General features: G+C 68.0%; 14 protein-coding genes. 6 read left to right on the top strand and 8 right to left on the bottom strand.

Going from position 1 to position 11,138, the window contains the following annotated elements:
- On the top strand, positions 1 to 366 hold a 366-nt coding region (locus tag HNQ58_RS08965; protein WP_183948569.1), incomplete at its 5' end, for a transposase.
- A gap of 147 nt (positions 367 to 513) precedes the next feature.
- Here the strand turns inward: HNQ58_RS08965 and HNQ58_RS08960 are convergent.
- Together HNQ58_RS08960 and bioA are read right to left on the bottom strand one after the other, a co-directional pair.
- The gene (locus tag HNQ58_RS08960; RefSeq protein WP_183948568.1) at positions 514 to 1,251 is read right to left on the bottom strand and encodes a 16S rRNA (uracil(1498)-N(3))-methyltransferase; all 738 of its coding nucleotides are present in this window, start codon (positions 1,249 to 1,251) and stop codon (positions 514 to 516) included.
- A 187-nt stretch (positions 1,252 to 1,438) separates the two neighbouring features.
- On the bottom strand, positions 1,439 to 2,818 hold the full coding sequence (bioA, locus tag HNQ58_RS08955; RefSeq protein ID WP_246417265.1) for an adenosylmethionine--8-amino-7-oxononanoate transaminase: 1,380 nt from the start codon (positions 2,816 to 2,818) through the stop codon (positions 1,439 to 1,441).
- A gap of 24 nt (positions 2,819 to 2,842) precedes the next feature.
- Here bioA and gspG point away from each other — a divergent pair, with 24 nt between their 5' ends.
- The 5 genes from gspG (at position 2,843) to gspK (ending at position 5,808) form a co-directional block, all read left to right on the top strand.
- Positions 2,843 to 3,256: a type II secretion system major pseudopilin GspG gene (gene gspG / locus HNQ58_RS08950; protein ID WP_281379592.1), complete on the top strand. Its 414-nt coding sequence runs from the start codon at positions 2,843 to 2,845 to the stop codon at positions 3,254 to 3,256.
- Positions 3,257 to 3,341: 85 nt separating this feature from the next.
- Positions 3,342 to 3,884 carry a GspH/FimT family pseudopilin gene (locus HNQ58_RS08945; protein WP_183948575.1) on the top strand — a complete coding sequence of 181 codons (543 nt, stop codon included), beginning with the start codon at positions 3,342 to 3,344 and terminating at the stop codon, positions 3,882 to 3,884.
- A complete protein-coding gene (gspI, locus tag HNQ58_RS08940) occupies positions 3,871 to 4,239 on the top strand; it encodes a type II secretion system minor pseudopilin GspI (RefSeq protein ID WP_183948566.1) in 369 nt (122 codons plus the stop codon). The genes HNQ58_RS08945 and gspI overlap by 14 nt, the downstream gene beginning before the upstream one ends.
- A gap of 1 nt (position 4,240) precedes the next feature.
- The gene (gene gspJ / locus HNQ58_RS08935; RefSeq protein ID WP_183948565.1) at positions 4,241 to 4,897 is read left to right on the top strand and encodes a type II secretion system minor pseudopilin GspJ; all 657 of its coding nucleotides are present in this window, start codon (positions 4,241 to 4,243) and stop codon (positions 4,895 to 4,897) included.
- Positions 4,894 to 5,808, top strand: coding sequence for a type II secretion system minor pseudopilin GspK (gene gspK / locus HNQ58_RS08930; protein WP_183948564.1), 915 nt, complete (start codon positions 4,894 to 4,896; stop codon positions 5,806 to 5,808). Before gspJ ends, gspK begins: the two co-directional genes overlap by 4 nt.
- Before the next feature lie 283 nt (positions 5,809 to 6,091).
- Here the strand turns inward: gspK and csx16 are convergent, their stop codons facing one another.
- The 6 genes from csx16 to cmr4 all read right to left on the bottom strand — a co-directional run bounded on the left by csx16 (position 6,092) and on the right by cmr4 (position 11,135).
- Positions 6,092 to 6,406 (bottom strand): CRISPR-associated protein Csx16, encoded by a 315-nt coding sequence (gene csx16, locus HNQ58_RS08925; RefSeq protein WP_183948563.1) that lies wholly within the window; start codon positions 6,404 to 6,406, stop codon positions 6,092 to 6,094.
- A complete protein-coding gene (gene csm6 / locus HNQ58_RS08920) occupies positions 6,403 to 7,569 on the bottom strand; it encodes a CRISPR-associated ring nuclease Csm6 (RefSeq protein WP_183948562.1) in 1,167 nt (388 codons plus the stop codon). The genes csx16 and csm6 overlap by 4 nt, the downstream gene beginning before the upstream one ends.
- Before the next feature lie 105 nt (positions 7,570 to 7,674).
- On the bottom strand, positions 7,675 to 8,601 hold the full coding sequence (gene cas6 / locus HNQ58_RS08915) for a CRISPR system precrRNA processing endoribonuclease RAMP protein Cas6 (protein ID WP_183948561.1): 927 nt from the start codon (positions 8,599 to 8,601) through the stop codon (positions 7,675 to 7,677).
- Positions 8,601 to 9,863, bottom strand: a complete 1,263-nt coding sequence (gene cmr6, locus HNQ58_RS08910) for a type III-B CRISPR module RAMP protein Cmr6 (RefSeq protein ID WP_183948560.1) — start codon at positions 9,861 to 9,863, stop codon at positions 8,601 to 8,603. The genes cas6 and cmr6 overlap by 1 nt, the downstream gene beginning before the upstream one ends.
- A 4-nt stretch (positions 9,864 to 9,867) precedes the next feature.
- Positions 9,868 to 10,212, bottom strand: a complete 345-nt coding sequence (locus HNQ58_RS08905; protein WP_183948559.1) for a type III-B CRISPR module-associated protein Cmr5 — start codon at positions 10,210 to 10,212, stop codon at positions 9,868 to 9,870.
- A 5-nt stretch (positions 10,213 to 10,217) separates the two neighbouring features.
- Positions 10,218 to 11,135: a type III-B CRISPR module RAMP protein Cmr4 gene (cmr4, locus tag HNQ58_RS08900; RefSeq protein ID WP_183948558.1), complete on the bottom strand. Its 918-nt coding sequence runs from the start codon at positions 11,133 to 11,135 to the stop codon at positions 10,218 to 10,220.
- Positions 11,136 to 11,138: the final 3 nt, after the last annotated feature.

Here is an 11,138-nt window from a genome sequence, read left to right as displayed (position 1 = left end):
GCGGCGTTGGCGATGCTTGGTTCGCTGCGCGGCCGACGACGGCGCACGCTGGCCGCGGACAAGGGGTACGACACGGCGGACTTCGTCGCGGGCTGCCGGGCCATGGGTATCACCCCGCACGTTGCGCAGAACACCTCGCACCGCCGCAGCGCCATCGATGGCCGCACTACCCGACACGCCGGGTATGCGATCAGCCTGCGGACGCGCGCCTGGATCGAAACGCACTTCGGCTGGCTCAAGGCGGCTGCCGGAATGCGTCAGGTCAAGCAGCGCGGCCTCGCGAAAGTCGAGGCGCTGTTTCAGCTGGCGATGGCGGCGAGCAACCTCGTCCGCCTGCCGAAGCTGATCGCCGCGGGGGCCGCGTGATGGCGGCCCCGGCGGGCAAGGTGCGCCCGGAAGCCCGAAATCGGGCTTGTTTCAGAGCGCGGGACGCGCTTGCGGAGCGCTTGAGCAGCGAGAAATCCGCGCTGCCGACCGAGTCGGGGCTTCGCCGGGTCGAATTTCAACAGGCTGCTAGCCGCAGTCCCCGTACAGTGCCTGCAGCGCGGCGATTGCCGCCAGCCCGGCGGTCTCGGTGCGCAGGATGCGCGGACCCAGACGCAGGCCGCGGAAGCCGGCGGCGCGCAGCGTCGCCCGGTCGCGCTCGGACAGCCCGCCCTCGGGACCGACCGCCAGCGCGACTTCCGCGTTCGCGGGCAGCGCCAGTGCGGCCAGCGTGCATTCGCCCTCGGGGTCGAGCGCCAGCTTGATCGTGTCCTGCGGCAGCGCCGCCGCCCACGCCGCCAGCGCCTGCGGTTCGGCCAGCGACGGCAGCCGCGCTCGGCCGGACTGCTCGCAGGCGGAAGCGAGCACACCTTGCCAGTGGGCAAGGCGCTTGCCGGCGCGCTCGGCGTCGAGCTTGACCTCGGTGCGCTCGGTGATCAGTGGCGCGACGGCGGCCACGCCCAGTTCCGTGGCCTTCTGCAGCACCAGGTCCATCTTCTCGCCGCGCGCGAGGCCCTGGCCGAGGATGATGCGCAGCGGCGACTCGCGATCGATCTCGCGCTGGCGAAGGACCTCCGCCTGCGCGCTTTTCTTCGCCACCGACACCAGCCGCGCGTCGTAATCGCAGCCGTCGCCATTGAACAGCACGCAGGCGTCGCCGACGCCCAGCCGCAGCACGCGCAGCAGATGCGCGCTGGCGGCCTCCGGCAGCGTCACGGTGGCGCCGATGGAAAGCGGCGCGTCGATGTAGGTCCTGGTCAGTCGCATGGCGTCGGATAAACGGGCTGGATCGGGAGCAACGGCACTCACGGAGAAAGAAAGAGATCAACGCAGGACGCGGACAAGCACCGGACCGGAAGGGCCGGCAGTCGCTGGATGACGATGCCGCTTCCGCCTCCTCGCCCGCTGTTCCTCCCGCATTCTCCGTGCGCGCAACCGCTGTCCGGTCGTCGGCTCAAGCTGTCGCCGCGGCGATCGCCGTGGCGGTGACATCGGCCAACAGCGTCAGTTCCTCCTCGCCGACGCAGTAAGGCGGGAACCAGTACAGCACGTCGCCGAGCGGGCGCAGCACCACGCCACGCTCGATGGCGTGGCGGTAGGCGCGCAGACCGCGACGGTCGGCGGCGGGGAAGGGGGTCTTGCTGGCCTTGTCGGCAGCAAGCTCGATGGCGAGGATCATGCCGGTCTGGCGCACGTCGGCGACCTGCGGATGGTCGGCGAACGGCGCCGCCAGCTCGGCCATGCGCGCGGCCAGCAGGCGGTTGCGGCCGAGCACGTCCTGCTCGCGGAAGATCGCCAGCGTCGCCAGCGCCGCCGCGCAGGCCAGCGGGTTGCCGGTGTAGCTGTGCGAGTGCAGGAAGGCGCGCTCGCGCGAGTCGTCGAGGAAGCTTTCGTAGATGCGCTCGTGGGTCAGCACCGCCGCCAGCGGCAGGAAGCCGCCGGTCAGCCCCTTCGACAGGCACATGAAGTCCGGCGCGATGCCGGCCTGCTCGCAGGCGAACAGGGTGCCGGTGCGGCCGAAGCCCACGGCGATCTCGTCGGCGATCAACAGCGTGCCGTGCGCGTCGCAGATTTCGCGCGCACGGCGCAGGTACACCGGGTGGTACATGCGCATGCCGCCGGCACACTGCACCAGCGGCTCCAGGATGAGGGCGCAGATTTCGCCCGGATTGGCGGCGAACAGCGCCTCCAGCTCCTCGGCGCGGCGCAGCGCGCACGCTTCCGGCGATTCGCCCGGTTCGGCCTCGTAGGCATCGGGCGAGGGCGCGAACAGCGGCTGCAGCAGCAGCGGCGCATAGACGCGGCGGTACAGCGGCACGTCGGTGACCGAGAGCGCGCCGATGGTTTCGCCGTGGTAGCCGTTGCCGAGTGCGACGAACTTGCGGCGCTGCGGCTGGCCACGGTTGACGAAGTGGTGGAAGGCCATCTTCAGCGCCACCTCGACGCCGGCCGAGCCGTTGTCGGCGAAGAACACCCGCGTCAGGCCGGGCGGGGTGATCCGCACCAGCTCCTCGGCCAGCTGCACCGCCGGGGCGTGCGAGAAGCCGGCGAGGATCACGTGCTCCAGCGTGCGCGCCTGCTCGGCGATGGCCTCGGCGATGCGCGGGTTGGCATGGCCGAACAGGTTGGTCCACCAGCTGCTCACCGCGTCGAGATAGCGCCGGCCGTCGCGGCCGATCAGCCAGGCGCCTTCGCCGCGGGCGATCGGCACCAGCGGCAGGGTGTGCGGGTGCTCGGCCATCTGCGTGCAGGGGTGCCAGAGCACGGCCAGGTCGCGCGCCTGCCATTGCGCGGCCTCTGCTAGCATCGCGGCATCGTCTTTGGTGGTGTCCATACGCAAATGATCCGGGCCCGGCGCATGCAAGTCCAACCCCGCGGTTTCACGCTGATCGAGATCCTGGTGGTCGTGGTCATCCTCGGCATCCTCGCCGCCGTGGTGGTGCCGCGGCTGATGGATCGCCCGGACGAGGCGCGGGCGGTGCGCGCGCAGGCCGACATCCAGGCCATCGTCAGCCAGCTCAACACCTTCCGCCTGCACAACTTCCGCTACCCGACCACCGACGAGGGCCTGGAGGCGCTGGTCAGGGCGCCGGCCTCGCTCGCCGCGACCTGGAAGGGGCCGTATCTCGACCGCGTGCCGAAGGACCCGTGGGGCCGCGAGTACCTTTACCTGCATCCCGGCCGGCACGGCGAGATCGATGTCTGGACGCAGGGCGCCGACGGCCGCCCGGGCGGCGAGGGCGCCAATGCCGATATCGGCAACTGGGAGTAGCCGGAGTTCGGCGCCGGCAAGAAGCATCGCGGCGGCTGGGCGGGTCCGGGTAATTCCCAAACACCGGGACGGGAACGGGATGGCCTTGAGCGAGCACCGAGCGCGTTTCCCGGGTCACGGCTCCCGGTTTCCGGCTCCCGGCTTCACCCTCATCGAACTGCTGGTGGTCGTGGTGATCCTCGCGGCGCTGATCGGAGCGGTGACGCTGGCCTTTCCCGATCTGGGCACGCGTCGCGGCGACAACGCCGCCGCCCGCGTCGAGGCCCTGCTGCGGCTGGCCTGCGAGCGCGCCTTGGCGAGCGGGCACGATGTCGGCATCGCGGTGTCGCGCAGCGGCTTCGCCTTCGGTCATTTCCGCGCGGGCCGCTTCGAGCCGGTGGCGGACTCCCCGGCCGAAGCCTTGCGTCCACGCCGTCTCGATGAGGGCACCACCCTGGCCCTGCAGGTGGACGGCCGCAGTCTCGTCCTGGACGCGCTGCCGCCGGCACGGCCACAGCTCGCCTGCCTGGCGTCCGGCGAGCTCACCCCGTTCGTGCTGGAGCTGAGCCTGCCGGGCGGCGCCACACGCCGCCTGCGTGGCTACCCAAGCGGTGCGTTGGTCTGGGAGGGTGACGATGCGCGTCGCTGAGCGCCAGCGCGGCTTCACCCTGCTGGAAGTGCTGGTGGCGCTGGCCATCCTCGCCGTCGCGATGCTGGCGCTGGTGCGCACCGCGTCGATGGAGGCCGCCGCGCTGATCCAGTCGCGCGAGCACACCCATGCACAGTGGGTCGCGTCCAACGCGATCGCCGAGGCGCGGCTGGCGCGCGACCTGCCGGCGCAGGGCCTGCGCGAGGGCGAGGAGACGCTGGGCGGGCGCCGCTGGCACTGGCAGATGTCGATCGCGCCGACGCCGACGCCCGGCATCCGCCGGCTCGACGTGGCGGTGCGGCCCGACGGCGCGCGCGAGCCGGTGCTGGTGCTCACCGGCTTCGTGGGAGGCTGAGATGGACTTGCGCTGTCTGGACAAGGGCAACAGCACGCACGCCGTGCGTGCTTCTGCTCTTCACCCAATCCAGCGCGGCTTCACCTTGCTGGAAGTGATGGTGGCGGTGGCGATCTTCGCCGTGGTCGCCGCGCTGGCCTGGGGCGGGCTGGACACGCTGGCGCGCAGCCGCCACGCGCTCGATGCCGAGAGCGCGCGGCTCGCCGCCCTGCAGCGCGCGGTGGCGATGTTCGAGCGCGACCTGCGGCAGGCGGCGGCGCGGCCGGTGCGCGATGGTTTCGGCCAGACGCGACCGGCATTGCTCGCCGGTGGTGATGGCATCGAGCTGAGCCGCTTCGTCGGCCAGGGCGGCTGGGTCGGCCCCGCACCGCAGGTCGAGCGGATCGACTGGCAGTGTCGCGACGGCCGGCTGCTGCGCGCGCGCTGGCCGGCGCTGGATCGCACGCCGGCGACGCGGCCCGAGACCGAGGCCCTGCTCGACGGCATCGACGACTGCCGCTGGCGTTTCGTCGATGACGGCGCGGTGATCGCGGTGTGGCCGCCGCAGGAGGCCGATGCCGCGAGGCTGCCGCGCGGCGTCGAGTTCCGCTTCCGCCTCGATGGCGTCGACTACCGGCGCCTGCTCGAATTGCCGCACAACGCGGAGCGCGCGCCATGAGGCGGCAGCGCGGCGTCGCGCTCATCGTCGCCATGCTCGCGGTCGCGCTGGCGGTGCTGCTGGTGGCGGCGCTGCTGGATCGTGGCGAAACCTCGCGCGCGCAGTTGCGCGACCACTGGCGCGCCGAGCAGGGCTGGCAGCTGATGGCCGGGCTGGAGGCATGGGCGGCCGAGATCCTGCGCGAGCAGGCCGCACGCTCCGGTGGCGTCGATGCGCTCGGCGATCCGTGGGCGCAGCCGATGCCGCCGGTGGACATCCCAGGCGCGCGCATCACCGGCCGGCTGCGCGACCTCGGCGGCTGCTTCGACCTCAACTCGCTGGCGCCGCATGGCGTGGCCGACGAGCAGGCCATCCGCCGCTTCGAGCGCCTGCTGCGCACGCTCGGACTCGACCCGCGACTGGCCGCCGAGGCCGCCGACTGGATCGATGCCGACCACGAGCCGCGCGCCGGCGGCGGCGAGGACAGCGCCTACGCCACGCTGGCGCCAGGCTATCGCGTCGGCAACCGCCCCTTGGCGCACGCCAGCGAACTCAAGCGGCTGCGCTCGATGGACATGCGCAGCTGGCAGGAGTTGTCGCCCTATGTCTGCGCGCTGCCGACGCCGGCCCCGCTCAACCTCAACACCGCGCCGTGGCCGCTGTGGACGACCCTGGATGACGCGGTCAACGAGAACATCGCCCGCCGACTCGCCCGCGAACCCGGCAGCGCCTACGGCTCGATGGAGTCGCTGCAGCTCGCCCTGCAGCGCGAAGGCATCGCCGCCGACCTGCGCGGCTACGGCCTCGGCAGCACGTACTTCCTCGCCGAGGCGCAGATCGAGGCCGATGGCATCCCGTTCGCCTACAGCAGCCTGCTGCAACGCCAGGGCCTTGCAGTGCGTGTGGTGGCGCGGATGCGGGGGGCTTATTGACAGGCGGTTGAGAGAGATCCTGTGCTTGGCCAGATCCTGGTCGCCTCCATCGAACTACCGCAAGGTCGATGTGCAGTCTTGGCACACAATAGCCAGGGGTGTTTTCCTGACATTTCGGCCGAGGGTCGCCCGCGGAGGGGTCACTGGCTGTGCAAGCTTCGCGTTCTGCAGCTGCAGGTGGTTTGCGGCGTACGCCGCCGGTGGCTGCTGATGAAGCAGCTCCCGAAAGAGCTGGTCGGGCATGTTCTCGACATGCCAGCCGGAGGCTGCGCTCAGGTGCTTCTCAGCGCGGAGGTGGCGATGCAGGCTCGCCAAGCCGGGCGATATGGAACTCCTCCAGACGGACATTGAGCCGTTCCATGGTCTGCAGATCGAGTTCCTGCCCGCGGAGTTCAGCCGGCAGGTCCATCGTGAGACAGAACACTCGCGCTCCGCGCGAGCAGACAGCCGCAGCAACATGCAGGGGCAGGGTGCCGAAAACCTCGTCACCGGGCATGACCTGTTCGTGGTCCAGGTGACGGACCTCGTTTGCCTGGATCCCGCGTGACCTCAGCCACGCGATGGCTCCCGGGTGCCGGCTCACCAGCCAGCGGTTCATGGCAGGTTCTCCAGGCGCAGGCGCGCGGGCTCCAGCGCCAATCGATAACGCTTCGCGCCACGAGGGCCCTCAGAGACGATGCCGTAGCGCTCCTTTCCTACGGCGCCATAGGTTTTCGAGATGGCCTGGTTGATGCGGCTGATCAGTGGTTCCAGCCACTTGATCGGCTCCCGCGCGGGTTTGCTGCCATCTGGGTCCTCGAAGCTGTTCTCCAGGCTGATGCGGGCATCGGAGTGAAGCCCATAGTGGCCTGCCAGGTCATAGATTTCGTTCAGGTAGCCGAGGTTCTTGACGCTGTTGCGCGCAAATGCAAAGGCATTGCGTTCGATCCATCCACCGTCGCCGTTATGCTGACCTGACAGGCGGCGCATGGCGAGCCAGTGCAAGACCAAGACCTCGCTCTGCTTGAGGGTGAGGTTTTCATCGCCCAGGGTGGCGACCGCTCGCCCCGCCTGGTGGCCAGCCGATCGGTCGATGCGGATGGTCAGCTCGATTCCGCGCGCGGTTCGTTCGGCCCGTTCCACGGCCTCGGAAAAGCTCAGGCGGCGTTCGCTCATGGCTGCAAACGCACAGCTTCCGAGGCGAACGATGGGGATCTCGGCAAGATGGATCTCCGCGTTGGTCGTGCACATTTCCAAGCCTTGTGAATTGCGCAGCGTAACGGGCTGGCGTGGCTTGTAGAAGAAGTCACGATGTTCGGTGAAGCCCTCCGACACCAGGACGTGTGAGACGCGGTCCTGTTCACGACCGAACAGACTCAGGGCATAGCCAAGATAGAACCCCATCGTCTTTCTCCCACCAGCAATCGAAGCGTGGATTGCGGTATCGGGATCTTCCGTCAACTCGGCTACTCGCCGGGTGATGTGGTCAGCGGCAATCTGGTTGTCCTGCGGCGTGATGATGTCGGTCAGCTGCTGGCCGCTGGCATCGCGGAAGATTTCGATGCAGTCGGCATCGAAGTGGATTCCAGTCAGGCCGTATTCCGCACACAGGCGATGGAACATCGCACGGTCGGGGGCCAGCAGAGAAAGTCGAGTCTGCTCGGCACCACGCGAGGTGGTCAGCACCCGGATTTCAGTCGGGATGAAAGGGGGGCGGCTCTTGGCTTCCACTGCCAGTGCATAAAGCGTTTCGGTGATGATCTGCGGGCTGTTGCCGCTCACGCACAACAGTACACGGCGTGGAAACTCGTGGGGCTCCATGACGATGCGGATGGGTACGTGGGTGTGGTGGCGATAATTTAGTGGCCGATCGGATGACTGGCCTGGTCACAAGCTTGCAGAGTCTGCGGTCGTGACGGCAGCGACCCGGTAGCGGCCATTGCCGAAGGCGGCCTGCTTCCCGACATGCAGGTGTACTCCGATCTGGAGCAGCTTCTCGAATGGAGCCAGCGGGCCAGACATCCGGAAACGGCCGACAATGCCGCTGGTCGGGTGGCACTGTCCCTGTCGGCTTGACCAGCGAGTCTCGTGCATCCAGCGAAGCTCGGCCTCGGGCATGGTCACCTCACGTGACCATGCCGTCATCTGGGCGAAGTCGAGTCCCAGTGGCTTGCCGTAAAGGTCGCAAAGCAGTCCCAGTCGGCGTACCAGCCCGATCAGCCAGCGGCTGGCCGTGAATCGGTCCGGTCGCAGGATCTGGCCTCCTTCCTGAAGCCGGAGCGGGCTTTGCAACTCGATGACCAGCTCGCCTCGTTCCCGTGGCGCAGCCACGGTCAGGGGGCCCAGACACAGACTCGGCGCCTGCGTCGGGACCGAGGAGTCCGGGCACCAGCGCCCCTGCTCAAGGCGCATGAGCCGGTCCGGGGCGTACATCAACCGGGCTTTGCCAACCCCGTTGCGGCCAGTCTTCGCCAAGGACGCCAGCACGAGTCCGATCTGTTCCTGGGCGGGGCCCATAAGCACAAACTCCAGACAGCATCCGCTTGCAGTCGCGCTGACCTCATTGAGCACATAGGGAGGAGGCACTGCTGACAGCGAGCCAAGCGCATGAGCCGGTGGTGGCAAGGGGTCGAAAATCCGCCGGTAGTTACAGCTGGCAGGCACTGGGCAGCCGGTGCACTGTTTTGCTCCCGTCACACAGGCCATCTGGCGCAGTGCTGCACCCCAGGCGCTGCGCCAGATGGCCAGCGGGGGCGGTGTGGCAACGGCTCCGCTGCCACGCAGATGCAGACGGTAAACAGAGAGTTCCAGCATCAGCCGGGTGGAAGCTCGCAGTGGCTGATTTCGATGGCCCTGCCTGTCCGCGAGAAGCGGATGCGGACAGGGAGTTTGCCATCCGTGGCCCGCTCCATCTGTTTCTTGCTCAAGCGCTCACGTAGCGATTCCCAGATCGGCTTGGGCACCATTCCCTCGGAATTGCCCACCCGTGCGTAGGCCTTGCCGGTGGGTTTCTCGAACCGGAGCAGAGCGTCGGCTTCCTCATCCTCACTCCGCTCGACATTGCCGTAACGCTCATCGGCCTTGGCCGTGTGCGTGGTCTGCATGGCTTCACTTCCCATCGCACCATAGCCCACGGCCGTCTTGGCACCGAAGCCGAGCCACTCGAAGGCGTGCTGCATCGCTGCTTCCAGCAGCGGTTTCCAGGCTCCGTTTTCAGCAAGGTCTGGAACCAGGCGGCGGAGGCGGACCATGTCACAAGTGACATGAAAGACAAAACGCGAGCCCGGGGGCACCGTGAGGAAGGGGATGGGGTTCGGCTGCCCGCTCTCGTGGGGGCTGGAACTGTTTCCAGCCTTCGTTGCCAGTGTCTGCTGGTAGTAGTGCCCCTGATGCGGCGTCATGATTTCGACCATGAGCGCATCCCCCGAAACCTGCGGAATCACGTCCCAGAACTGCAGCAGACCGCGGAACGCCGGTGAAGCATCTTCACGGCCGAAGAACAGGTCGATCAGTGACAGCCGCACCGGCTGCTTGCTCTCCGGATCGAGCAGCGCCTTGCCGCTGGCATCCGTCAGGAGATGGCTGCACTCCAGGCTCCAGCTGGCCGTGCCGCCCCAGCCGCCATCGGCGAGTTCCTCGGCAGCGCGGCGCACCACCCCTTTCACACCGCTACCGGGCAGGTAGGGCAGGCCGTAGGGGTTCAGGAAGGCAAAGCCGTTTTCCAGCGGATGCTCATTGCCCAGCCCTGTGGTGAAAGGGGAAACGGCCTGAGTATCCAGCACCAGGCGGGCATCTTCGGTGGCCATTGCGGCAAGAGCCTGTTGTTGGCGTTCGAGCAGCGCCCGCATCGTCTGGCGGTCGTCACTACCAAGCCGGGCAGCCTGTTTGAGGGCCGTGCTCTTGTTTTCTTCCTTTTCCTCGCCCCGGCCTTCGTAAACGGTATCGGAGGTGCTCCAGTTGCACTCCCCGGAACGCCGGTCAACGCCCCAGAGCCTGAGGTAGAGCCCGAAACGCAGCCCCGGCGACGCCGTGTCGAAGTTCTGGCCGAGATAGTGGGGGACGGCGGCGATCGGCATGGCTTCAAGCCCCCTTGCGCGCGGAGGCCATCTGGCGCAGCCACTTCAGCCAGGCGAAGGTTTCCACCGTGACCTGACGGTAGCGTTCCGGCTTGCATTTCATCAGCTCTTCCATGAACTTCGGGAACTCCGCAGGGAGGTCCGGGAACTGCGACGCAAGCCAGGCGCGCAGATCCTGTGCCACCTTTTCCTGCGCACCTTTCTTTTCATGGCAGAAGGCCATGACCTGCATCAGTCCGCTGTTCATGATCAGGGCCGGCAGGCCCTTGGCGAAGTTGACGTGCTCCTTGTCGTAGCTGGCGCTCTTGTTCCAGGCATCCTGGGCGCGCTTCTGCTCGAGGGTCGCCATGGCCTTCAAACCTCCATCTTCGCCAGTACCAGGCCGCGGCCGGTGGTGGCGTCACCTCCCACCTGCAGCAACCGGCCATCCAGCACCGTACGCAGTTGCGCCATCACGGCCTCGGCCGGCAGTTGTTCGCCTTCTCCGGTCCGGGTCTGGCTGGCGAGTACCGGGGCGATCAACAGCGATTCGGGAGGCAGGTTTTCGGTGTAGAAGAGCCCGCCATCATCGGCGGTTCCGGTGTCATCATTGATCCGGACGTGAGGCTCGACCACGGTGGCGTGTCCGCTGAAGTAGGCGAAATCGGTATCCGACAACAGCACCAGGTCGGCCTTGAACTTGTCGCGGAAGAACGCGTGTGCGGGGTCCGCCGGCAGGGCACGGCTGGCGAGGTCGTCGGCGATCTTTGCCAGCGCTTCCGATGCCTTGGCGGTGTATTCGAAGGCTTCCAGGTGGAGCCGGTCACCCGTGAGCAGATCCGGGTTGATGATCGCGGCCTGCCCGGAGTCGATGTCCGGAATCTGCCATTCGACGGGGCGGCCCAGTGCTTGCAGCAGACGCTGAGTGCGGGCCAGCGCCTGCGGGCAGCTGGCATAGACGAAGCCGCGCCGCAGGCTGCGCACCGGCATGGCAATCAGCTGTGCGTCTCCAAAGCTGATGGCGCCGGCGTGCAGCCGCGGGCTGCCGGCATCCGGACCGAACAGCGCATCCAGGCGGGCCTGGAGTGCCTCAGGCTGGGCTGCATCCACCAGGGCGGACAGTGCTTGCCAGGCATGACGGACAGCGCCTTTGAGGCCGGAGCCGGCGAATACCGGATGCCCGGTATGGCGTTCGCGCTGGATGGGGTTGTCGATCACGCCCACGGCTTGACCGGCGCCCATATGCACCGGGCTGACGGCGTACAGGAACAGGGCGGCGCGTTGCTCGAACATCGA

It is taken from the genome of Rehaibacterium terrae (assembly GCF_014202935.1).
GTDB lineage: Bacteria > Pseudomonadota > Gammaproteobacteria > Xanthomonadales > Xanthomonadaceae > Rehaibacterium > Rehaibacterium terrae.
The sequence above is the reverse complement of the archived record's forward strand: the minus strand, read 5'-3'. Positions and strand labels throughout refer to the sequence as shown.